The following is a 22,975-nucleotide window of genomic DNA, read 5'->3' as shown; positions in this document are numbered from 1 at the left end:
GAGACCGCTGGACAGGCTCGGCTGCGGGGTCGTACTCTCCCGCCAACCTTTCGCAGGAGCCCCCCATGTCCATCGACCGCCGCACCGCCCTCACCGCCGCGCTCACCGCCGCTGCCGCCAGCGCGATCCCCGCCGCCGCGCAGACCGCAGCCACTCCGCCCGCGCCTTCCGGCCCCGTCTTCGCGCCCGCGCCGGCGCCGCTCCCGTTCGATCCCGCCACGATCCCCGGCCTGTCCGCCAAGCTCCTCACCAGCCACCACGACAACAACTACGTCAGCGCGGTGAAGCGCATCGGCGCGATCAAGGGCGAACTCGCCAAGCTCGACATGGCCACCGCCCCCGGCTTCATGCTCAACGGCCTGAAGCGCGAGGAACTCCTCGCGTGGAACTCGATGATCCTCCACGAAATCTACTTCTCGTGCCTCGGAACCGGCGGGAAACCCGGTGCGAAACTGGGCGCCGCGATCGAGCGCGATTTCGGCAGCTTCAGCCGCTGGGCGGCCGAGTTTTCCGCCATGGGCAAGGCGCTCGGCGGCGGTTCGGGCTGGGTCCTCCTGCAATGGTCGCCGCACGATGGCCGCCTCACCAACCAGTGGGCGAACGATCACACCCAGACCCTCGCGGGCGGCACTCCGATCCTGGCCATGGACATGTACGAGCACGCCTATGCCATGGACTATGGCGCAAAGGCCGCGGCTTACGTCGATGCCTTCATGGCCGCCGCGACTTGGACGGCGGCGGATGCGCGGTTTGCCAAGGTCACGGGCTGATCCGACTGGGGGGGGCCTGCACCCTCAGGCACAGCGCTGCGCCAGCTTGCCTCGAATCCTCGACGCAGTAAGCTAAGACCCTGCTTCGGGGGGACTACGGGAGCCGTCATGCCGGTCATCGCATACCAGTCGTTCAACGCCAATTCGAGCACCACCCACGGCCTCGCCTCGATGTGGCAGCAGCCGCTGACCCGCGCCACGGCCAACCGGGTGACGGGTGCCGGCCATCAGGCGCTTGTCTTGCCGTCACTCGATAACGAGTTCGCGCTGCCGGTGGAGGGCCCGGCCCATCTGCGCCCGATCCAGGCGCTCGCCGGCCCGCCGACCCAGGTTGCCTTCGGCAACCAGATCGCGCTGATCTATCAGAACATCTACCGCGCGATCGGTACGATGCCCGATCTGCTCGTGTGCGGCGAGCTCGACGTCAGCAATGCCGATTTCGCCGCACTGCGCCAGAACTCGGGCCTGCTCGCGAATGTCACCGGTAATGCCAAGGCCTGCCAGTGCTTCACCGCCTTCGCCCAGGCCGGAGTCGCCGCGCAGATCCAGCTGCTGGCCGAGGGGCTGGGCTTCGTGATCTACTCGATCGCCGGGCTTTCCGTGCTGTTCGTGCACGTGCCGAACGCCATCGCGACCGACGCGATCAAAGTGCGGGACTTCTACGCGCAGCTCAACAATCACCTCGTCACGATCGGTCGCGGCCCGATCGATCTGGTGATTGGCGATACCAACCAGAGCTCGAGCAATTTCACCCAGAATGCTCTTTCGCAGGGCTTCGCCAACGCACACGCCAACAACACCGTCAGCCCCTTCGACAACTGGCAGGTCACCCAAGGGGGGACCAACAGCGCCGGAACAAAGATGTTCGACGTCGCGGTCTACAACACCACGACGCTCAATCTTGAGGCCGGACCGGTCTACCTGTCGCAGTCCTCCGGCGGGGTGACGGTCACCGATCACTGCGGGCTCGCGGTCAAGGTCAGCCGCAAACAAGGGTGATACTCGGCAAAACGGGCCCGGAAGCTACCTCCCGGGCCCGTTTTGTTTCATGGCCGAAGCCGCGCCTTGCTCAGGCCGCTTCTTCCTTGCCCTTCAGAACCTGCACCGGCTCCTTGCGGCCGTCGACGACATCCTTGTCGACCACCACTTCGGTCACGCCTTCCAGGGTCGGCAGGTCGAACATCGTATCGAGCAGCAGCCCTTCGACGATCGAACGCAGGCCGCGTGCGCCGGTCTTGCGTTCGATGGCCTTCTTGGCGATCGCTTCGAGCGCCTCCTCGGTGAAGGTCAGCTGCACGTCCTCAAGGTCGAACAGCTTCTGGTACTGCTTGATCAGCGCGTTCTTGGGCTCGCGCAGGATCTTGACCAGCGCCTCGATGTCGAGGTCGTTGAGCGTCGCGATCACTGGCAGACGCCCGACGAATTCGGGGATCAGGCCGAACTTGAGGAGATCCTCCGGCTCCGCCTTCTGGAGCAGTTCGCCCACCTTGCGCTTGTCCGGATCGGCGACATGCGCGCCAAAGCCGATCGAGCGCTTCTGCAGGCGGTCCGAGATGATCTTTTCAAGGCCGGCAAAGGCGCCGCCGCAGATGAACAGTATGTTGGTCGTGTCCACCTGCAGGAATTCCTGCTGCGGATGCTTGCGCCCGCCCTGCGGCGGCACGCTCGCGGTCGTGCCTTCCATCAGCTTCAGCAGCGCCTGCTGCACGCCTTCGCCCGAAACGTCGCGCGTGATCGAGGGGTTCTCGGCCTTGCGGCTGATCTTGTCGATCTCGTCGATGTAGACGATGCCGTGCTGCGCCTTCTCGACGTTGTAGTCGCTCGCCTGCAGCAGCTTGAGGATGATGTTCTCGACGTCCTCGCCCACATAGCCCGCTTCGGTCAGCGTCGTCGCGTCGGCCATGGTGAAGGGCACGTCGAAGGTCTTGGCCAAGGTCTGCGCGAGCAGCGTCTTGCCCGAGCCGGTCGGCCCGACGAGCAGGATGTTCGACTTCGACAGCTCGACGTCGCCGCCCTTGCCGCTGTGTTTGAGGCGCTTGTAGTGGTTGTGCACCGCCACCGAGAGCACGCGCTTCGCACGGTCCTGACCGATCACGTAGTCGTTCAGTGTCACGAAGATATCGCGCGGGGTCGGAACGCCGCCATCCTTCTTACCGGCGAGACCAGCCTTGGTCTCCTCACGGATGATGTCGTTGCACAGCTCGACGCATTCATCGCAGATGAACACGGTGGGGCCGGCGATGAGCTTGCGCACCTCGTGCTGCGATTTGCCGCAGAAACTGCAGTACAGCGTGCTCTTGGTATCCGATCCGGAAAGCTTGGTCATTCTTACATCCCAGACGCCCCTCCACGAGAGGCGGACCCGGTTATCCTACTACCCGGAGGGCATTAATCAACCGGACACAAAAATAGCGAACAAACCCTGATCCGGCACCCTGTCATTTTTAGGCAAAATACCGGAATCAGGCCGAAATCATGCCGAGGGGGCGCCGCCCGAACCTTCTTCGCCACCGATCTGGTCACCCGCCGGTCGCGATTCGTACACCTTGTCGACGAGTCCGAACTTCAGCGCTTCGTCGGCTTCAAGGAACGTGTCACGGTCCATCGCCTTCTCGATCTCCTCGAGCGTGCGGCCGGTGAACTTGACATAGAGGTCGTTCATCCGCGAGCGCATGCGCAGGATCTCGCGCGCTTGGATCTCGATATCGGAGGCCATGCCACGCGCACCGCCCGAGGGCTGGTGCACCATGATGCGCGCATTGGGGAGCGCGATGCGCATGCCCGGCTCACCGGCGGCGAGCAGGAAGCTGCCCATCGAGGCAGCCTGGCCGATGCACACGGTCAAAACGCGCGGGCGGATGTACTGCATGGTGTCGTAGATCGCGAGACCCGCCGTCACCACGCCGCCGGGCGAGTTGATGTACATCGCGATGTCCTTCGAGGGGTTCTCGCTCTCGAGGAACAGGAGCTGCGCCACGATCAGCGAGGCCATGTTGTCCTCGATCTCGCCCGTCACAAAAACGATGCGTTCGCGCAGCAGGCGCGAGAAGATGTCGAAGCTGCGTTCGCCGCGGCTGGTCTGCTCGACCACCACCGGGACAAGTGCCCCGGTGACGGGGTCCTGCGTGAATCTGCCCTGATTGCCGTAAACCGATGTGCCGTGGCCGCCGTATAGATCGAGCATAGAGTCCTCTTGAATGTGCCTCCGCTATGTCGCGTGCCACGGCGGGATGTTCAAGGGCGTTAACCGCCAATCGGTGCAAACACCGGCAAAAGTCGGGCAGGATCGCTTGATTCCGCCAGCTTTGCCCCTCGACGCGCTTGCACAGCGCCCCAGTTTTCCGCAGCTTCCGCGCAATTCATTGAGGGGGGATCCATGTCCAGCCGTGCCACAAAGACCATTTCCGCCATTCTGCTTGCCGCCAGCGCGCTCGCCGGCACGGGCGCACATGCGCAGGAAAGCGTCGCCACCTACCTTTCGCGGATCAAGGCACTCGACAAGGCGGGGCCGAAGATCAATGCGGTGATCGCACTCAATCCCGATGCCGCCAAGGCCGAAGCCGCCGCCAAGGCGGTAACCGGGCCGCTCGCGGGGAAGGTCATCCTCGTCAAGGACAACGTCGAAACTGCCGACCGGATGCCGACGACGGCCGGCAGCCTGCTGCTCAAGGACAACTTTGCCGGCCGCGATGCGCCCTTCATGCTGGGTCTGCGCGCGGCCGGCGTCGTCGTGCTGGGCAAGACGAACCTCTCCGAATGGGCCAACATGCGCTCCGGCCAGTCCTCCAGCGGCTGGAGCGGGGTGGGCGGGCAGACCCGCAATCCCCATGCGCTCGATCGCTCGCCCTGCGGCTCCTCCTCGGGCAGCGGCGCGGCGATCGCCGCCGGCATGGCGTGGGGCGCGATCGGCAGCGAGACCGATGGCTCGATCACCTGCCCCGCCTCTCTCAACGGCATTGTCGGCTTCAAGCCCACTGTCGGCATGATCAGCCGCACCCATGTCGTGCCGATCAGCCACAGCCAGGACACTGTCGGCCCGATGACGACGAGCGTGCGTGATGCCGCACTGATGCTCACCGCGATGGCCGGCAGCGACCCTGCCGATGCCGCCACCGCCGAGGCGGATGCGCACAAGACCGATTTTGCCGCCGGACTTGCCGCAGCGAGCCTCAAGGGCGTGCGCCTCGGCGTGCTGCGCAAGGCTGTGGGCAGCAACCCCAAGGTGATCGCGCTGTTCGACAGGGCGCTCGCTGACTTGAAGGCCGCGGGCGCGGTGCTGGTCGATATCGACTACAGCCCGCCCGAAGAGATGGGCCGCGATGAATATACCGTGCTGCTCTACGAATTGCGCACCGATCTCGCCGCCTATCTCCAGTCGGTTCCCGCATCGTCGTTCAAGGGCATTCCGCCTGCCCGCACGCTGGCGGACGCCATTGCCTTCAACAAGGCGCACCCCGAGGAGCTCAAGTGGTTCGGGCAGGACAGCTTCGAGGAAGCCGAAGCGATGACCGACACCGCAGTCTATCAGAAGGCGCGCGCAAACTCGCTTCGGCTGGCGGGTGTGGACGGGATCGACAAGCTGCTGGCGGAGAGCCGGGTCTCGTTCCTGATCGCGCCCACCGCGCCTCCAGCTTGGGCGATCGACCTCGTGACGGGCGATCACTCCATCGACGTCGGCATGGGCAGCATGGCCGCGATTGCCGGGTATCCGCACCTCACCGTGCCGATGGGCGCCGTGGAAGGCCTGCCGATGGGTCTCTCGTTCATGGGCACCAAGTGGGATGACAAGCGCGTGCTCGAAGCCGGGGCCGCATACGAACGCGCGCGCACTGTGCTCGTGCCCAAGCCCTCGCTGAAGCGTTGGGGCGAGTAAGTCAGCCCTTCGCGCGCCGCAGCGCGTCGAGCGCTTCCAGCTCCCGTTGCAGATTGATCTGCCGCGCTTCGGCCCGCCGCAGCTTGGCCTGCTCCTCGCGGGTCTTGTGCCGCCGCGCCGACCAGCGCGCCAGTCGCCGCCCGGAATCGCGCAGAAAGAAGGCGATCACATCAATCAGCCCCTGCCGCCGCGCCGGAACCAGCGCGCGCATGCGGGGCAGCGGTGCATCGGCGGACGCCGTTGCGGGTTCCGGATCGGGCGCCGGGGCAGCTTCGGGCTCGGCAGGAAGCACTGGTGCCTCGATCAGCGGCTCTGGCGCGGGGAGCAGCAGCACCGGCTTTGCCGCCTCCATCGGTGCGATCGGTGCGGGCGCTTCCTCGACCAGCGGTTCTGGGCAGACCGGAAGGGGTAGTGCGGACACAGCCGGTGCGGCGATCCGCTTGGCCGGGGGGCTATAGGTCCCCATCACCGGGCTCGCTGCCGGGATCGCGGGAAGCTGCTCGGGTCTCGCGGCCGCGCTTCGACCAACTTTGGCGCGGGCCTTGGACTTCACTTTGCCCTTCTTCCCGACCGGCTTGGCGCGCGGCGGTGCCTCGCGGGCATCGCAAGCGGCTGCCCCGGGTGTCGGCGCTGCCCGGGCCGCGGCGAGCCGGGCAGCGGCCTTGCGTGCCTTCTTGCCCTTGGCATTGCGCCGCTTCTGCGGACGCTCTTCGATCAGGCCACTTTCATCCGGAATGACCAGCGGCACGGCCATCGAGCCGCGCTGGATGTAAGCCAATTCGTGCCGCATGGCGGCGTGGTTCGGCGCCCTGTTGCCAGCCGCGTGGGGCATGGCAGCCGGAGGCCGCGAAGCGAGGCGATTGCGAACGGTATGCATCGGGTGTCCCTCCCAGGAGCCGAGCCTGCCCGAATCTCTCATGCCCCGATTCGCGGGGTCAATTGCGGGCGAATACGGATGCCGCCCAGATGCAAGAAGGGCGCCCCATTGCTGGAGCGCCCTTCCGTGTTTTCAATGCCTTGCGGCGAAGATCAGGCGTCAGCGGCCTTCTTCTTGGGCGCGGCCTTCTTCTTCGGAGCAGGCGCTTCCTCGGCCGGAGCGGCTTCGGCAGCAGGGGCTTCCTCAGCCGCCTTCTTCTTCGCCGGAGCCTTCTTGGCAGGCTTCGCTTCGGCTTCGGCAGGCGCCGCTTCCTCGGCGGGAGCCTCTTCCTTCGCCTTCTTCGCAGCCTTCTTCGGCGCAGCGGCCTTTTCAGCCTTGGCGGGCTTGACCTCAGCCGGCTTGCCGGTCTCGTCGGCTTCGATCACCGCCTGCAGTTCCTCGCGGGTCACGCTGCGCTCGGTCACTTCGGCCTTGTCGAACAGGAAATCGACGACCTTGTCCTCATAGAGCGGCGCGCGCAGCTGGGCGGCGGCGAGTGCATCCGAACGGATGTAGTCGATGAAGCGCTGGCGGTCCTGCTCGCGGTACTGCTGCGCGGCCTGGCGCATCAGCATTTCCATTTCGTTCGCAGTGACTTGCACGCCGTTGGCCTGGCCGATTTCCGAAAGCAGCAGGCCCAGACGCACGCGGCGCTCGGCGATCTTGCGGTAGTCGTCCTTCTCGCCTTCGATCTCGGCCATCGCGGCTGCGGGATCTTCTTCCTTGGCGGCTTCGCTGGTCAGCTGCTGCCAGATCTGCGCGAACTCGGCCTCGACCATCGAGGGCGGCACCGCGAAATCGTGGCCGGCGGCCAGCTGATCAAGCAGCGAGCGCTTCATCGCCGTGCGCGTGAGGCCGCCGTTTTCCTGCTCGATCTGGCCCTTGATCAGACCGCGCAGCTGCTCGATGCTCTCAAGGCCGAGCGACTTGGCGAAATCGTCGTCCGCGACGAAATCGGCAGCCTGCTTCACGGCCTTCACCTTGCACGCAAACTGGGCGTCCTTGCCGGCAAGGTTCTCGGCCGGATAGTCCGCCGGGAAGGTCACGGTGATGGTGCGCTCGTCGCCCGCCTTCACGCCGACAAGCTGTTCCTCGAAGCCGGGGATGAAGCGGCCCGAGCCCAGTTCGAGCGGCTGGTCTTCCGCCGTGCCGCCATCGAAGGCAACGCCGTCGATCGAGCCGGCGAAATCGATGATCAGCTGGTCGCCATCGGCGGCCACGGTGCCTTCGGGCGCATCGTTGTAGCGCTTCTGGCCCTGCGCGATGCGGCTGACGGCCTCATCCACTTCGGCATCGCTCACTTCGACGATCAGGCGTTCCAGCTTGATCCCGTCGATGGCGGGCGCGGTGATCTCGGGCAGCACTTCCAGCGCCACGGTCAGCTCGGCGTCCTTGCCTTCCTCGTAGCCATCGGCGAGCGAGACATCGGGCTGCGTCGCGGGGCGCAGGCCCTTTTCGGCGACGAGCTTGTCCATCGCGTTGCGGATCGAAGTTTCCAGCGCCTGCTGGTGCAGCGCGGGGCCGTGCATCTTGCGCACAAGGTTGGCGGGCACCTTGCCGGGGCGGAAGCCGGGCATGCGGACCTGCGGCGTGATCTTCTTGACCTCGCCCTCGACAAGCGCGGCGATATCGTTCGCGGCGATGGTCAGGGCATAGGCGCGCTTCAGGCCCTCGTTGCTGGTTTCGACGATCTGCATCTGTGATCCAACTTTCTCGTACGACGTCGTGGTGCCCATGCGGGCGGCATCAACAATTCTGGCCGCACCATGGGAAATGGCACGGCCAAGCTCCCGGTCGGGCCGGGCGGGTCTGGTGCGGGCGAAGGGACTCGAACCCCCACATCTTGCGATACTGGAACCTAAATCCAGCGCGTCTACCAGTTCCGCCACGCCCGCGTCCGGCGAAAAGCGAGCGCCGCCCCTATCGCAGCGCCGGGCAAAGGGCAAGCCTTGCCAAAAGGGGTGACGTCCCTATCCGGTGATCCGTGCGAGCAGCGCCAGCCATGTGCTCGCTTCGGCGGCCTTCGCGGGCTCCGCTGGCGGTGTCAGCCCCGCGCATTCGAGGCAGTAGACCTGCGCTCCTGACCCGCCGAGCAGGCGCGACAGATCGCCGACGAGCTGCTGCGCCAGCGCTCCCTGCCGCTGCGCCGCAAGCGCCGCAAAATCGCTGGCCGCGCCTTGCGCGCCAAGCACATGCGCGGCATCCGCGCTGCTCTCGCTATCCGCGAGCTGGCTCAGCAGCGCGCCAAACGGATCCGCATCCGCGCCGAGGTAGACCGGATGCCAGGTCTTGGCCCCCGCCGCCTTTGCCGCCCAGGCCAGCGCCGCATCGATCCCGCCAAACTCGTCGACAAGCCCCAATTGCCGCGCGGTGCCGCCATCCCACACGCGCCCTTGCGCAATCTTGTCGATCTCCGCCGGAGTCTTGTGCCGCGCTTCAGCCACCAGCCCGATGAAGCGCGCATAGCCCGATTCGATCTGCTGCTGGATCATCGCCTCTGCGGTCGGCGAAAACCCGCCGAACACATCGGGCTGGCCCGAAAGCGCCGTGGTCCGGACGCCATCGGTCCCGACCCCGACTTTCGCCAGCGCTTCCTCGAAGCTCGGGATGATCGCGAAGATGCCGATTGAGCCGGTGATCGTCGCCGGTTCGGCAAACACGCGGTCTGCCGGCGTCGAAACCCAGTAGCCGCCGCTCGCCGCGAGCCCCGCCATCGAAACCGCGACCGGAATTTTCTTCGCCTTCATCCGCGCGATCGCCGCCCGGATGCGCTCGGCCCCGGTCACCGATCCGCCGGGCGAATCGACCCGGACGACAAGCGCGGCGTAGTCCCCGCTCGCCGCTGCCTTGTCGACAAGCTCCGCGATCCGGTCGCCTCCAGCGCTGCCGGGGCCGGCATCGCCATCGACGATCTCGCCCGCCACCGTCACCACCGCGATCGCCTTGCCCTCGGCCGACGGCGCACGGTCGGCCAGATACGTGGCCAGCGCCGTGCCCTTGAACGCGCCCTCGCCGCCCTTCGGATCGGCGCCGACGATCTCGCCAACGCGCTTGCCGAACGCCACCTTGTCGCCGATCCGGTCGACCAGCCCCGCCGCCACCGCCGCCTCGGCCGCGTCACCGCCCGAAGCCGCGATCCACTTCACCGGATCGCCCGTCACCAGCGCGATATTGGCCTTGGGCCGCGCTTTCTTCACATCGGCCTGCCAGGCATCCCACAGCGCCGCATAGACCGCGCCCAGCGCTTCCTTCGATTCCGGCGAAGCGTTCTCGCGGATGAAGGGCTCGACCGCGCTCTTGTAGGTGCCCACCTTGAACACGTGCGCCTTGACCTTCAGCCGATCGAGCAACGCCTTGAAATAGAGGTTCGTGCCCCCCGGCCCCGCGACCACCGCGCCGCCCAGCGGATCGACCCAGACTTCGCTGGCGTGGGCCGCGATCTGCACGCTGTCGTCGGTGTAGAGCCTGGCGCGGACCAGCACCGGCTTCTTCACCGCGCGCACTTTGTCCATCGCCGCGCCGATCCGCGTCATCGCCACCTGGCTGCCGCCGCCAAAGCCTTCGAGATCGAGCACGACCGCCTTCATGCGCTCGTCCGTCGCGGCTGCTTCGATGGCGCGCACCAGATCGCGCTCCTGCACCGATTTGGACGGCCCACCGCCCGAAAGCAGCTGCGCGGGCCGCACCCGCGCGCGCTCTTCCACCACCGGTCCTTCCAGCGCGATATAGAGCGCGCCTGCCTGCACCGTCCCTGGCGCGGGCCGCAGCGCCAGCAAGGCGTAGAGCCCGCCGAAGAACAGGAGCAGGAGGAGCAGCACGAGGCCGTCCTTGATGGCGACGAGGATCTTCCAGACCGAGCGGGCAAATTTCATGGGGGATATCTAGGTCTCGCCGGCCGACGATGCCAGCCGAAACACTTGAGCCGCCCAAAGAGGCGCTCTAGGGGCATGGTTTCGATGACAGAATCGAACCTTGGAGCCGCCAGCACACCATCTGGCCGATACCCCGAAGGCGGCCTCGCCTTCCCGCACCGCGATCTCACCGGCATTGCGCACCTTGCGCGGCACGAGATTCTCTACCTGCTGGACGAGGCGGAGCAGTGGCTCGCGCTCAACCGCCAGCGCCACAAGCGCGCCGAAGTGCTCTCGGGCCTCACCATCATCAACGCCTTCTTCGAGAACTCGACCCGCACGCTGCTCTCGTTCGAAATCGCGGGCAAGCGCCTCGGCGCCGATGTCGTCAACATGCATGCCGCCACCAGCAGCGTGAAGAAGGGCGAGACGCTGATCGACACCGCGATGACGCTCAATGCCATGCGCGCCGATGCCATAGTGATCCGCCACGCCAGTTCGGGCGCGGTGCAGCTGATTGCCGACAAGGTCGATTGCCCGGTGCTCAATGCGGGCGATGGCAGCCACGAGCACCCGACGCAGGCGCTGCTCGATGCGCTCACCATCCGCCACGCGCTGGGGCTCGCACCCGGCAGCGATCTCAACGGCCTCAAGGTCACGATCTGCGGCGATATCCTCCACAGCCGCGTCGCGCGCTCCAACATCCTCTCGCTGACCGCGCTGGGGGCCGATGTCACCGTCTGCGCCCCGCCCGCGCTGATGCCTGCCGAGATCGAAGCGATGGGCGTGACGCCAAGCCATGATTTCGACGCGGCGCTTCAGGGCGCGGATGTGGTCATGATGCTGCGCCTCCAATTGGAGCGCATGTCCGGCCAGTTCATCCCCTCACCGCGCGAGTACCGCCACCTCTACGGGCTGACGCTGGAGCGCTTCGGCAAACTGCCGCCGAACGTGCTCGTCATGCATCCAGGCCCAATGAACCGGGGCATCGAGATCGACAGTCAGGTCGCTGATCACCCGGCGCGGAGCCTGATCACCCGTCAGGTCGAAAGCGGCGTTGCGATCCGCATGGCCTGCCTTGACGTCCTCACCCGCCGCGCGCGCGGCGTGCCCGGCTGGGCGGCAGCGGAAGGAGCCGCGGCATGACCCCGCGTCCGCTCACAATCACCGGCGGCAGGCTGGTTCTGCCCGCAGGCACCCCGCAGGCAGGCGCGCTGCGCGTCGCCGATGGCCGCATCGCCGCGCTGGGTGACGTCAGCCCCGAACCGGGCGATGATGTGCTCGATGCCAAAGGCGCGCTGATCACCCCGGGCCTCGTCGATCTCGGCGTCTTCGCCATCGACAAGCCCGCGTTCCACTTCGGTGGGATCACCCGCGCCGCGCTGATGCCCGATCAAGGCCCGCCGCTCGATCACCCGGCGCGCGTCCGATTCGCCGCGCAATCGGGCAAGCCGGACATGTGGGTCCACCCCCTCGCCGCCGCCACGCGCGGGCTGGAGGGTGCGGAACTCGCCGAAATCGCCCTGATGCGCGATGCCGGAGCCAAGGCCGTCGCAACGGGCCGCCGCTGGATCGCCGATTCGGGCGTGATGCACCGCCTGATGAGCTACTGCGCGATGCTCGGCCTCGTGCTCGTCACCCATGCCGAGGATGCCGGGATTGCAGGCAGCGCCGTCGCCACCGCCGGTGAGATGGCGACCCGGCTGGGCCTCCCCTCCGCGCCCGCCGAGGCCGAAGCGCTTGCCGTCCAGCGCGATATCGCGCTCGCCGAACTGACCGGCTGCCGCCTGCATTTCCGGCAAGTAACGACCGCCACCGCGCTCGCGTGCGTCCGCGCGGCCAAGGCACGCGGGGTGCGCGTGACCGCCGGCGTCACCCCCGCGCACTTCATGCTCTCCGATCTGGAACTCGCGCATTTCCGCACGTTCTGCCGCCTTTCGCCGCCCTTGCGCAGCGATGCGGACCGGCAGGCGGTGATCGCCGCCATCGCCGATGGCACGATCGACGTGATCGCCTCGGGCCACGATCCGCGCGGCGCGGAAGACAAGCGCCTGCCTTTCGCCGATGCCGAGCCGGGCATGGCGGGCGCGGAAACGCTGCTGCCGCTGACGCTCACCCTCGTGCGCGATGGCCGCATCGATCTGGCCCGCGCTTTCGCACTCCTCGCGGGCAATCCTGCCGCGCTGCTCGGCGTCCCCGCCGGGCGGCTCGAAGTGGGCCTCGAAGCCGATCTTGCGCTGGTCGAGCCGGAACGGCCATGGATCGTCGATCGCAGCAAGATGGCGGCCACAGCGGGCAACACCCCGTTCGATCGCCGCCCGGTCGAAGGCCGCGTCACCGCCCTGTTCAAGGGCGGCAGCCGCATCGCCTGAAACGAGACCGGCCCGCCTCCCCCCGAGGGAAGCGGGCCAGCATCAACGCAAAGGCCTGAAGATCAGCGCTGCGCCATGCGCGTCGGCATCGGGCGACCCTGCGGGCTTGTCATCGCCGGATCGGCCATCACGAGGCAGACGCCGCCCTTGGCCTTGACCGACCGGCACATCTGCCGCGCCGAAGCGAAGCCGTTGAAGCCCATGGCCTGAACGCGCCAGAACTGGCGGCCGTTCACCGCAACTTGCGTGATCTGGCTGTGATAGCCGGCAAGGCTGCGGTTGCGCGCGGTGAAGTGCCGCCAGGCGCGCTGTGCGCCCTCGTTCGAGGCAAACGAGCCGAGCTGGACGACATGGTTGCCGCGCACACCGGCCGCAGCCGCAGGCTGCGCGCTGCGCGCACCACGCACCGGCTGGACGACCGGCTGTGAAACCATCGCTTGCACTGCCGGAGCGGGAGCGGCAGCAGCCGAAGGCGCCACGTCGATCGCGGCGATCTTCGCCTCGGTCGGCGCGCTGGAAGCATCGGCCAGCGCCGGCTGGGGTGCTGCGGCATCGGTCTGGGGGGCAGGCATGGCCGTTGCGGCCGCCTTGGCGAGTTCCGCCGCGTCGCCGCTGGCTGCCTGCTGCGTGGCGGACATGGCCACCGCTTCCTCTGCCAGCTGCGCCGGTGCGGGGAAGTTCGCCAGCGCCAGCGCGGTCGGCTGGCCGCCATCGGCATTGGCCGGCGCGCCGAGCAGGCTCGCAACGCGGCGGCGGGTGTCTTCGGGCCGCGCCATGAATGCCCAGGTCTGCAGGCGCTCGGCCAGCTTGTCCGCCGGGACATCCTGCTGCGCCATCAGCTTGGCTTCGCTCCAGCTGCCATCAAGCGCATAGGCATAGGCGAGGTTCTGGCGCACTTTGGGGGTGTTTTCGCCACCCCGCAGCGCGTCGGTCAGTGCGGCGATGCCGGTCTGGGTCTGTCCAGCCATCGCCATGGCCAGGCCGTAGTCCGAAGCGGGAATGCTGTCGCGATAGGTGTTGAGCGTATCGATCGCTGCGTTGCCATGCCCGAGCGCGATATCGGCAAGCGCGAGGCTCAGCGCGGCCTTTCCGCCGTCCTCGCCAAGCTGCATCGCCTCATCGAACGCCTGACGCGCCGCTTCGAAGCGGCCTGCGCGCAAATAGGCCGAGCCGAGCAGCGTGCGGTATGCGGCATTGCGGGGGCTGGCGAGCACAGCCTGCTCCGCCAGCGCGATCGCCTTGTCCGGGCTGCCCTTGCCAAGCGCTGTCTGCGCATTGGAGGCGAACTTGGCATGGTTCGGCCCGCCCGCAGCGCAACCGGAGAGAAGACCGGCCGCCAGCGCGGTGGTCAGGCAGATCCGGGCGAGCCGGTAGGCGGCTTTCCGGTCAGTCTTGCTGTCGAGTGCGGTGGTCATGGCATGAAGTCCCGGTTGATAGGCTTGCATCAGGAGCGAAGGGCGCGGCGAGCAAGGTCGTCGAGACCGGGCCTCGCTTCGAGGAAACGGTCGAGAGCTTCGACCACGAGTTGTTGGGCGCTGCGGTTGTCGAGCGTGCAGGCAAGGCGCAGGCGCAGATGGCGCGACGAGTCCAGACGGAGCGTGAAGGCCGCCTTGCGCCCTTCCTTGAGCGCGGTGCCCCGCTCGCGGCGGTTCAGCGACGCGGCCGGGGCCGGGACCTTGAGCACATCGGCCAGCGATTCGATCTGCCGCAGCACTTCCGGCTGGGCCGGTTCGGGCAGCGGGTCCGCCGCAATCGCGATGACATCGGCAGCAGGCGCCGCCTGAGCCAGGTCTTCGCCATGGTCGTTCCAGCCGAGGTCATCGGCATCGACGGCCGGGCCAAAGCCCATGCGCTGGCGGTCTTCGGCGGTCAGGGGGATCAGTTGCGGGCGCATCGCCGGACGGGCCGCACCCTTGCGGGCGAGCAGGCTCGGGCTCAGCGAGGCGAAAGGCTTGGGTTCGCTCATCATCGGCGTCCTTCGCTCAGGAGCCGATCACGCGGCGGCCGAAGCCGCCTGCGCCGCGCGGTGCGCCGGGCATGGAGGGCACGGCATGGCCGGGCTGCGGCACCGCGAACACGGTGCGGCGGAAATTCTTCTCGAGCCGCTCGGAAACATAGGTCCACAGCGCCGCAACTTCGGCAGCGGACTTGCTCGAGGGATCGACTTCCATCACCGTGCGGCCATCGATCATCGATGCGGCAAAATCGGTGCGGTGGTGCAGCGTGATCGGCGCGACGGTGCCGTGCTGCGAAAGCGCAACCGCGGCTTCGGAGGTGATCCGCGCCTTGGGCGTCGCGGCATTGACCACGAAGATCAACGGCTTGCCCGCGCGCTCGCACAGATCGACCGTGGCACCCACGGCGCGCAGGTCATGCGGGCTCGGACGCGTCGGCACGACAATGAGTTCGGCGACCGAGATCACCGACTGGATCGCCATGGTGATCGCGGGCGGGGTATCGATCACGGCCAGCTTGAAGCCCTGCTGGCGCAGGATGGCGAGATCGCTGGCAAGGCGCGCCACGGTGGTCTGCGCAAAAGCCGGGTATTCCGCCTCGCGCTCGTTCCACCAGTCGGACAGCGAACCTTGCGGGTCGATGTCGATGAGAACGACCGGGCCGGCGCCCGCGCGCTGCGCCTGAACGGCAAGGTGACCGGACAAGGTCGTCTTGCCGGACCCTCCCTTCTGCGATGCCAAAGCCAGTACGCGCAAAGTAACCCCCCTATGGGCGAGACGAAAAAACCGAATGGTGTCTTGCAGGGGGATCGCAGAAGACCCTCAAATTTTGGTTAACATCCACGCGTCCGGTGCAGGTGATTTTGCGCAATGGGGGTCTGAACCCCGCGCCAAGATCCTGTCTTTTCGGCATTAACCATCTGCGCTAATCACCTTGGAGCTTGTGAGGCGCATTGGGCATGCGCAGATGTCCTTGCGCACTGCAGTGCAGCACGGCAGGGTTAACCCTGCTTTTCAGGCAATGGGTTCCACAGGAGAATCGACCGGACATGCGCGGACTTGCTCTCCTTGTGGCGGCGTCGCTCGGCGTTTCGGGCATCACGCAGCCGGTTTCGGCCGCGCCCGGCGCGCAAGGCGTACCCACACCTCCCGATGCGGCGACCGCCGCCGCAGTGCGAACCGGGGTCGATGCGTGGTCCGCCGGAAACTACGAGGCCGCGGTCAAGGCGTGGCAGGCCCCTGCGGCCAAAGGCGATGCCGATGCGCTGTTCAACCTTGGCCAGGCCTACAAGCTCGGCCGCGGCGTCCCCAAGGATCTCGTCAACGCCGAAGCCTACTTTGGCAAGGCCGCCCGGCTCGGCCATATCGCGGCGGCAGACAATTACGGCATCCTGCTGTTCCAGACCAATCGCCAGCAGGCCGCGATGCCCTGGCTGCAATCCGCCGCCGACCGGGGCGAGCCGCGCGCGATGTATGTGCTGGGGATCGCATCCTACAACGGCGATTATACGCCCAAGGATTGGGTGCGCGCCTATGCCCTGATCACGCGCGCCGCCGCCGCAGGCCTCCCGCAGGCGACCGGCAGCCTCGCCACGATGAACCAGACAATCCCGCTCGCGCAGCGCCAGATGGGCGTCAGCCTCGCCAGCGAACTGGACCAGAAAGCCGCCGAAGCCCGCGGCCGGGAACTGGCTGCGGCAGACCTTGGCGGGCAAGGCGCGCCGGTGCCGACCGCTGCAACGGCCAGAACGCCGCCGGGCGCGCTCGAGAAAGTCGATCTGCCGCCATCCGGCCCGTCCGAACCCGCCGTGGCCTATCAGCCGCCGATGAACCCTCCTGCCCCGCCCAAACCGAAACCGGTGCCGGTGAAGCCTGCCACGCCCAAGCCCGCTCCGCCCAAAGCGGCCCCGGCTCCCACTGCCGTGGCGACGACCAGCCGCAGCGGGGCCTATCGCATCCAGCTCGGCGCGTTCGGCGTAAAAGCCAATGCCGATGCGCTCTGGGCGCGCGTGCGTTCCCGGCCCGAAATCGCCGGTCATGCCCGGCAGGATGTGCCCGGCACCGTCACGCGTCTGTTTGCCACAGGCTATTCGCAGGACGGCGCGCAGCGCGCCTGCGCCGCGCTCAAGGCCGGGGGCCTGGCCTGCCTCGTGGTGGCGCCCTGACGTCACATGTCCGCCCCCAAGCCGGAACGCATCGGCGCGCTTGATTTCGTGCGCGGGGTTGCCGTGCTCGGCATTCTAGCGATCAACGTGACCGGGTTCTGGGGGCCGCTGCTCGCCACCTTCAGCCCCGCGCTGCCCCGCCTCGAATCCGGCCCGGATTTGGGCGGCGCGCTGTGGTTCGCCGCCGCCTACGTCCTGTTCGAAGGCAAGATGCGCGGCCTTTTCACGCTCCTGTTCGGAGCAAGCATGATGCTGTTCGCCGATGCGGCCGAGCGGCGCGGCGCCAATGCAGACCTCATGCAAGTGCGCCGCCTGCTCCTGCTGATGCTGTTCGGCTATGCGCACTACGCGCTGCTGTGGTGGGGCGACATTCTCTTCCCTTACGCCGTCTGCGGCATGCTCGCCTTCGCCCTGCGCCGCCTCGCGCCCGAACCACTCGCCGCTGCCGCGCTGCTGCTCTTCCTTGCCAGCCATGGCCTTGAAATGATCGGAGATCTCGCCGCCATCGCCACCGAAAGCCGCGTGCTCGCCGGACACGGCACTCCCGCCGAAGCCGCCGAACAGACCGCCATGATGGGCCGCATCGCCGCCTCCATCGCAGCCGACAGCCGGGTGCTCCACGCCCCCTTCCTCGAAGCCGTCCGGATCCGCCTGACCACCGCGCCCCTGCTCCCGCTCGAAACCCTCGGCGCGACCTTCTTCGAGACCTTTCCGCTCATGCTGCTCGGCATGGCGCTGCTGCGGATGGGGCTGTTCACCGGCGAGTGGGAGCCTGCAACCCTGCGCCGCATCGCGTGGATCGGCATCGCCGCCGGCGGCGCGATGAGCGCCGCGCTGATCGGCTGGGCGGCGCTGCACCGGTTCCCGCCCGGGGCGATGTTCGCGGTCATGGGTTCGCTCGCCGCGATCCCGCACCTCGCCATGACGCTCGGCTATCTGGCCGCGCTGCTGCTGCTCTGGCCACGCCTGCAAGGCAGTCCCTTAGGCACGCATCTGGCCGCTGCCGGGCGCTGCGCCTTCACCAACTATCTCGGCACCACTGTCGTGATGATCGCACTCTTCGCCGGCTGGGGCCTCAGCCTTGGCGGGGTGCTGCCCCGCGCCGCGCTTCCGCTCGTCGTCCTTGGCGGATGGGCACTGATGCTGGCCTGGCCGCGCTGGTGGCTCGCCCGCTTCGGTCAGGGCCCGCTCGAAGCCCTGTGGCGAAGGCTCACCTGGCTGGGAGTTCCCCGCTTGCCGCCTCCACTTGCGGACGGTGCGGTGTAAGGATCAGCACGCCATCTTCCACCCGCCAGCCCTTGAGGCGGGTCAGGAAATTCATCCCAAGCACGTTGGGCCCACCCTCCGCAGGCAGCACGATCGCATCGAGATCGCGCGCCACCACCGATCCGAAGCGCAGTTCGTCGATCCGCGCCGGAACCGCCGACACGCTGCCATTCGCGGTCTCGACCGTGGCGTCCGGCCGCATGCCATCAGGTTCCACCCCGGCTGCCTGCGCCACGTCGCCCGATAGCGCCGTCACCGTTGCGCCGGTATCGACCATCAGCCGCAGCGGCACCCCGTTGAGCCTTGCCTTGATCCAATAGTGTCCGTCGGCGGCCAGCGGAATGCGCGTCTCCCCGCCCGAAACGGTCTGCGCCGGGCCGCCAAGGCTGTGGAGCGCCGCATCGAAACTCGGGTCCATCCGCACGAAACGCAGGACCGCAAGGCCGAACACCGCCAGCATCAGCAGGTTCCCGGCAAACCGCACCGCACCCCCGGACCGCCGCCCGCGCCCCGCCAGCGCGCCGCCGATGACCACCAGCAGCAGCGCCAGACACGTCGCGGCAAACAGCGGCGAAAGCTGCCCCAGCCACGGGGCGCCGCTTTCCAGCCAGGTATAGATCTGCGTCATGAGCGACCCTCTAGCCACGCGAACCTTTCATCGTGCTGAAACCCGTCCTATCCACCATTGCGCAGCGGCCATCACGGCCTCCGCCCCGGGCAAACCATGCACCTTTCCATCACGACCCGTCTGGTCTGGCACTGTGCCGAGCCGACCGACATCCTCCTCCAGATCGAAGTCGCGGCAACGGGAGGCCAGCGGCTCCTGACCAGCGCGCTCGATAGCACACCTTCGGGCCATTTCACGCGAGTACCCGCGCAGGACGGGATTGGCGAACGGATCTGGCTGCATCAGGAAGGCGATTGCGCGGTTACTTATGCGGCGCAAGTCGAGGTGCTTGGCCGGACAGAGCCGCTCGAAACCCTCGCCGCACTGCCGCCGCACCGCCTGCCGGGCGAGACGGTGCCCTATCTGATGGATTCGCATTATTGCCCCGCCAACCGCTTCTCGCCCTTTGTCGACGAGGAATTTGCCGCGTTCGAAGGCGGCGCAAAAGTGGCGGCAATGCGAGACTGGATCGCGGCGCACTATCGCTATGTGCCCGGAGTAAGCGATGCCTCGACCACCGCGATCGACAGCTTTGTCGAACGCCGCGGCGTCTGCCGCGATTATGCGCACACGCTGATCTGCTTTGCCCGCGCCGCCGCGATCCCCGCGCGGTTTGCCAGCGGCTACGGCGCCAAAGTCCATCCGCAGGATTTCCATGCGGTGGCCGAAGTGTGGCTGACGAGTGCCGAGGGCGTGGGTGGCTGGCATATTGTCGATGCGACCGGCATGGCTGATGCTGCCTCGTTTGCGCGGATCGCGGTGGGCCGCGATGCGGCAGACACCAGTTTCCTGACCAGCTTTGGCCAGGCCGACCTGCGCGAGCTGGCGATCGAGGTACACGAAGTCGCCTGAGCTCAGCACCCGCATTAACCATCCGGCTTAAGGATCGGAGCCCGCCCCGTCCCTTGCCGGGACGCGGCCCGAATGCCGCTCGCCAACCCTTTCGTTTACGCTACTCTGCAAGCGAAAGGAGCGTCCAGAATCGCCATGTCCGGCCTCAAGTCCCCCCTCGATCTTGTCCGCTCCCGCTGGGTCACCGCGCCGCTCGGCTTCATCGCCATGTCGCTCGGCTGTCTGCTGGCGTTCAACGTCGGCAAGGATGTCGCGCAAGTCCTGTTCGGCGGTTCGCAGGCCGAAGCCCATGTCGCCCCCGCCATCAAGCCGCTCGCCAAGCCTGCCACGCTCACACCGCCCGCGCCTCCCGCCAACAGCCCCTTTGTCGTCAAGTCGATCCTCAAGATCGATGAACCCATCAAGTTCGGCCAGTTCTTCTGGGACGAAAGCGCCGCCGCAACCGGCCCCATCGTCGTGACGGTCGATCTCGAAGCCCGCACCATCTCGGTCTTCCGCGACGGGCACGAGATCGGCGCCGCCGCCATCCTCAAGGGCTATGGCAGCAAGCCCACCCCCACCGGCATGTTCCCGATCAGCCAGAAGGACGCCGACCACGTCTCCAACATCTACGATGCACCGATGCCCTGGATGCTGCGCCTCACCAATGATGGCGTCTCGATCCATGGCAGCAAGGTGGAGCGCGGCTATGCCACCAACGGCTGCATCGGCGTGCCGGACGAGTTTGCCAAGCGCCTGTTCGGCGTCGCCAGCCTGGGCGACAAGGTGATCGTCACCGATGGCAAGCGCCTCGGCGTGGGCCAGCCGATCATCGAGAACCACGCCCCCGCACCCACCGGCCCCGCCGTCCTCGCCCAGCAGGATTCTTGATCTGGATCGTTTTTCCGCTGTCCCGCGCGTGCCATGAAGCCCATGGACGGGATGAGGAGAACACCGGATGCGACCCCACGATGAACGCCACCTCGTCAGCCGCATCGGCTGGCTGCGCGCTGCGGTCCTCGGCGCGAACGACGGGATCGTCTCCACCGCCAGCCTGATCCTCGGCGTCGCCGCCTCGGGCGCGGAGCGTCAGGCCCTGCTCGTCGCGGGCGCGGCGGGCCTTGTCGCGGGCGCGATGTCGATGGCGGCGGGCGAATATGTCTCGGTCTCCAGCCAGTCCGATACCGAAGCCGCCGACCTCGCGCGCGAACGCGCCGAACTCGCTGCCGATCCGGTCCACGAAGCCGCGGAGCTCGCCGCGATCTACGAGGAACGCGGCGTCGATCCGGTGACGGCCAAGGAAGTCGCCCGCCAGATGATGGCCAAGGATGCGCTGGCCGCCCACGCGCGCGACGAGCTGCACCTCAACGAAACGACCGCCGCCCAGCCTGTCCTCGCCGCGATGGCCTCCGCCGCCATGTTCACCGGCGGCGCGTTCCTGCCGCTGCTGCTGGCCGCCTTCCTGCCGCTGGGGCTCATGGTGACCGGCACGGCGGTCGGCTCGATCCTCTTCCTCGCCCTCCTCGGCGCCTTCGGTGCACGCGCGGGCGGCGCGGCGATGGGCAAGCCGGTGCTGCGCGTCGTCGTCTGGGGAGCGCTGGCCATGGCAATCACCGCTGGCATCGGCCGCATGGTGGGAACCGCCGTCTAGGTGGCAGGCGAACTCAACCTCACCGGCTTTGCCCTCGCGGTCCTGCTGATCGAGCTGACGCCCGGGCCGAACATGGCCTGGCTCGCAGGCCTCGCCGCCACCGAAGGCAAGCGCAGCGGCCTCTCCGCCGTCGCCGGCGTAGCGCTTGGCCTGCTGGCCAACGGCGTGCTCGCCGCGCTCGGCCTTGCCACCCTGCTGACCGCCATGCCCGCGCTGCTCCATGGCCTGCGCCTTGCGGGCGCCGCGATGATGGTCTGGCTCGCCATCGAGGCATGGCGCGGCGCGGAAAAGGCCCCGCCGCCCACCGCCACCCGCCGCGCCTTCGCCACCGGCGCGCTGCTCAACCTCTTGAACCCGAAGGCCTACCTGTTCTTCGTGGTCGTCGCGCCGGAGTTTCTGGGTGGCCGCACGCTGGGCCTCACCGAAGCGCTCACCCTCGCGCTTGTCAGCACCGCCATTGCCACCGCAATCCACCTCGCCATCGTGCTCGCCGGCAGCCGCGCGCAAGCCTGGCTGGCAGACCCCGCCCGCACCAAGTGGGTGCGCCGGGGCTTCGCCGTGGTCATGCTCGGCGTCGCCGCCTCGTTCCTCGCGATCAAGACCGGCTAGGCACTCACAACCCCAACGCCCCCTACACGTCGCCCCGTGCTTGACACGGGGCTAGGCTTTTCTCCCAGCGCAGCGCCAACAAAGAAAAGCCAAGGCCCGTGTCAAGCACGGGCCGACGATGCCTCAACGCGGCGCCATCCGAATCCCGCCATCCAGCCGGATCGCCTGCGCATTGAAATAGGAATTACGCACCAGTTCCATCGCCAGGCTGGCAAACTCTTCCGGCAGCCCTAGCCGCTTGGGGAACGGCACCGAGGCGTTCAGCCCCGCGCGCACCTTTTCCGGCACGCGGCCCAGCAGCGGCGTATCGAAGATGCCCGGCAGGATCGCATTCACGCGGATGCCAAGGTCCATCAGATCGCGCGCCATCGGCAGCACGAGGCCAACCACGCCCGCCTTCAGCGAGCCATAAGCCACCTGCCCGATCTGCGCATCCTGCGCCGCGACCGAACCCGTCAGGATGATCGTCCCGCGTTCGCCATCTTCCTCAAGCGGCTCGGCATGCGCCATGCCCAGCGCCGAAAGGCTCGCCACGCGGTAGCTCGCGATCAGCACGCCGTTCGCGGCGAAGGCATAGTCCTCGGTCGAAAGCCGGGTGAACTCGCCCGTCTCCTTGTTGCGGCCCACGGTCTTGCCCTTGCGGTGCACCACCGCGCAGTGGACGGTGATCCGCTCCTGCCCATGGGCGGCGCGCGCCTTGGCAAAGCCCTCGACCACCGACTCCTCGCTGGTGATATCGACATGGCAGAACAGCCCGCCAATCGCCTTGGCGACTTCCTCGCCCGCCTCATCATTCACATCGAAAATCGCAACCTTCGCCCCCGCCGCCGCGAGCGCATAAGCCGTCGCCCGCCCCAGCCCCGAAGCCGCGCCGGTCACCACGGCCGCCATACCCTGTTCGATCTTCATGGCATCTCTCCTTTAACCGCGCGATTAAGCCGGAGGAGGATCGGGTGCAAGTGGCACAAATGCTAAAGGCCTTTGTCGCAGCTCATCCCGGATTTGGCGAGGGACTTGGGAGAACCCATCGGATCCGCTGTAATTTTGGC

General features: G+C 67.5%; 21 protein-coding genes and 1 tRNA gene. 11 read left to right on the top strand and 11 right to left on the bottom strand.

The annotated features are described in order from the left end of the window. The first annotated feature begins 65 nt into the window (after positions 1-65). The gene (locus tag K5Q19_RS06165) at positions 66-770 is read left to right on the top strand and encodes a Fe-Mn family superoxide dismutase (RefSeq protein WP_292942230.1); all 705 of its coding nucleotides are present in this window, start codon (positions 66-68) and stop codon (positions 768-770) included. A 108-nt stretch (positions 771-878) separates the two neighbouring features. After that, positions 879-1,769 carry a hypothetical protein gene (locus K5Q19_RS06160; RefSeq protein ID WP_292942228.1) on the top strand — a complete coding sequence of 297 codons (891 nt, stop codon included), beginning with the start codon at positions 879-881 and terminating at the stop codon, positions 1,767-1,769. Between the two features lie 70 nt (positions 1,770-1,839). On the opposite strand, the gene clpX is transcribed toward K5Q19_RS06160, so the two are convergent. After that, a complete protein-coding gene (gene clpX / locus K5Q19_RS06155) occupies positions 1,840-3,096 on the bottom strand; it encodes an ATP-dependent Clp protease ATP-binding subunit ClpX (protein ID WP_292942226.1) in 1,257 nt (418 codons plus the stop codon). 147 nt (positions 3,097-3,243) lie between these two features. After that, positions 3,244-3,954: an ATP-dependent Clp endopeptidase proteolytic subunit ClpP gene (gene clpP, locus K5Q19_RS06150; RefSeq protein WP_292942224.1), complete on the bottom strand. Its 711-nt coding sequence runs from the start codon at positions 3,952-3,954 to the stop codon at positions 3,244-3,246. A gap of 177 nt (positions 3,955-4,131) precedes the next feature. Between clpP and K5Q19_RS06145 the strand changes: the two genes are divergently transcribed. Continuing rightward, entirely contained in the window at positions 4,132-5,643 is a 1,512-nt protein-coding gene (locus tag K5Q19_RS06145; RefSeq protein WP_292942252.1) for an amidase, read from the top strand. A gap of 1 nt (position 5,644) precedes the next feature. Here the strand turns inward: K5Q19_RS06145 and K5Q19_RS06140 are convergent, their stop codons facing one another. The 4 genes from K5Q19_RS06140 to sppA all read right to left on the bottom strand — a co-directional run bounded on the left by K5Q19_RS06140 (position 5,645) and on the right by sppA (position 10,431). Next, positions 5,645-6,520: a hypothetical protein gene (locus tag K5Q19_RS06140; RefSeq protein WP_292942222.1), complete on the bottom strand. Its 876-nt coding sequence runs from the start codon at positions 6,518-6,520 to the stop codon at positions 5,645-5,647. 152 nt (positions 6,521-6,672) lie between these two features. Next, complete coding sequence (tig, locus tag K5Q19_RS06135) at positions 6,673-8,256, bottom strand: trigger factor (protein WP_292942250.1); 1,584 nt, start codon at positions 8,254-8,256, stop codon at positions 6,673-6,675. Between the two features lie 113 nt (positions 8,257-8,369). Further along, positions 8,370-8,454: transfer RNA gene (locus tag K5Q19_RS06130), tRNA-Leu, on the bottom strand. A gap of 75 nt (positions 8,455-8,529) precedes the next feature. Further along, positions 8,530-10,431, bottom strand: a complete 1,902-nt coding sequence (gene sppA / locus K5Q19_RS06125; protein ID WP_292942220.1) for a signal peptide peptidase SppA — start codon at positions 10,429-10,431, stop codon at positions 8,530-8,532. Between the two features lie 84 nt (positions 10,432-10,515). Here sppA and K5Q19_RS06120 point away from each other — a divergent pair, with 84 nt between their 5' ends. Continuing rightward, entirely contained in the window at positions 10,516-11,556 is a 1,041-nt protein-coding gene (locus K5Q19_RS06120) for an aspartate carbamoyltransferase catalytic subunit (protein ID WP_292942218.1), read from the top strand. After that, the gene (locus K5Q19_RS06115) at positions 11,553-12,782 is read left to right on the top strand and encodes an amidohydrolase family protein (RefSeq protein WP_292942216.1); all 1,230 of its coding nucleotides are present in this window, start codon (positions 11,553-11,555) and stop codon (positions 12,780-12,782) included. Before K5Q19_RS06120 ends, K5Q19_RS06115 begins: the two co-directional genes overlap by 4 nt. 62 nt (positions 12,783-12,844) lie before the next feature. Here the strand turns inward: K5Q19_RS06115 and K5Q19_RS06110 are convergent, their stop codons facing one another. From K5Q19_RS06110 to K5Q19_RS06100, 3 genes are read right to left on the bottom strand one after another with little or no spacing between them, the layout of a single operon-like run. Continuing rightward, positions 12,845-14,197 (bottom strand): SPOR domain-containing protein, encoded by a 1,353-nt coding sequence (locus K5Q19_RS06110; protein ID WP_292942214.1) that lies wholly within the window; start codon positions 14,195-14,197, stop codon positions 12,845-12,847. A 29-nt stretch (positions 14,198-14,226) separates the two neighbouring features. Continuing rightward, entirely contained in the window at positions 14,227-14,748 is a 522-nt protein-coding gene (locus K5Q19_RS06105) for a hypothetical protein (protein ID WP_292942212.1), read from the bottom strand. Between the two features lie 16 nt (positions 14,749-14,764). Beyond that, positions 14,765-15,493 (bottom strand): ParA family protein, encoded by a 729-nt coding sequence (locus tag K5Q19_RS06100; RefSeq protein WP_292942210.1) that lies wholly within the window; start codon positions 15,491-15,493, stop codon positions 14,765-14,767. Between the two features lie 293 nt (positions 15,494-15,786). Here K5Q19_RS06100 and K5Q19_RS06095 point away from each other — a divergent pair, with 293 nt between their 5' ends. Further along, positions 15,787-16,902, top strand: coding sequence for an SPOR domain-containing protein (locus K5Q19_RS06095; RefSeq protein ID WP_292942209.1), 1,116 nt, complete (start codon positions 15,787-15,789; stop codon positions 16,900-16,902). Between the two features lie 6 nt (positions 16,903-16,908). Beyond that, positions 16,909-18,168 (top strand): DUF418 domain-containing protein, encoded by a 1,260-nt coding sequence (locus tag K5Q19_RS06090; RefSeq protein WP_292942207.1) that lies wholly within the window; start codon positions 16,909-16,911, stop codon positions 18,166-18,168. On the opposite strand, the gene K5Q19_RS06085 is transcribed toward K5Q19_RS06090, so the two are convergent. Then, on the bottom strand, positions 18,113-18,796 hold the full coding sequence (locus K5Q19_RS06085) for a TIGR02281 family clan AA aspartic protease (protein WP_292942205.1): 684 nt from the start codon (positions 18,794-18,796) through the stop codon (positions 18,113-18,115). The genes K5Q19_RS06090 and K5Q19_RS06085 overlap by 56 nt on opposite strands. A gap of 96 nt (positions 18,797-18,892) precedes the next feature. Between K5Q19_RS06085 and K5Q19_RS06080 the strand changes: the two genes are divergently transcribed. From K5Q19_RS06080 to K5Q19_RS06065, 4 genes are all read left to right on the top strand, one after another. Continuing rightward, positions 18,893-19,687 (top strand): transglutaminase family protein, encoded by a 795-nt coding sequence (locus K5Q19_RS06080; RefSeq protein WP_292942203.1) that lies wholly within the window; start codon positions 18,893-18,895, stop codon positions 19,685-19,687. 135 nt (positions 19,688-19,822) lie between these two features. Continuing rightward, positions 19,823-20,557, top strand: a complete 735-nt coding sequence (locus K5Q19_RS06075) for a L,D-transpeptidase family protein (RefSeq protein WP_292942201.1) — start codon at positions 19,823-19,825, stop codon at positions 20,555-20,557. A 67-nt stretch (positions 20,558-20,624) separates the two neighbouring features. Then, a complete protein-coding gene (locus tag K5Q19_RS06070) occupies positions 20,625-21,317 on the top strand; it encodes a VIT family protein (protein WP_292942199.1) in 693 nt (230 codons plus the stop codon). Further along, the gene (locus tag K5Q19_RS06065; protein ID WP_292942197.1) at positions 21,318-21,926 is read left to right on the top strand and encodes a LysE family translocator; all 609 of its coding nucleotides are present in this window, start codon (positions 21,318-21,320) and stop codon (positions 21,924-21,926) included. It begins immediately after the preceding gene. Between the two features lie 123 nt (positions 21,927-22,049). Here the strand turns inward: K5Q19_RS06065 and K5Q19_RS06060 are convergent, their stop codons facing one another. Then, positions 22,050-22,835, bottom strand: a complete 786-nt coding sequence (locus K5Q19_RS06060; RefSeq protein ID WP_292942195.1) for an SDR family oxidoreductase — start codon at positions 22,833-22,835, stop codon at positions 22,050-22,052. Positions 22,836-22,975: the final 140 nt, after the last annotated feature.

It is taken from the genome of Novosphingobium sp., assembly GCF_019748365.1.
Classification (GTDB): Bacteria; Pseudomonadota; Alphaproteobacteria; order Sphingomonadales; family Sphingomonadaceae; genus Novosphingobium.
The sequence above is the reverse complement of the archived record's forward strand: the minus strand, read 5'-3'. Positions and strand labels throughout refer to the sequence as shown.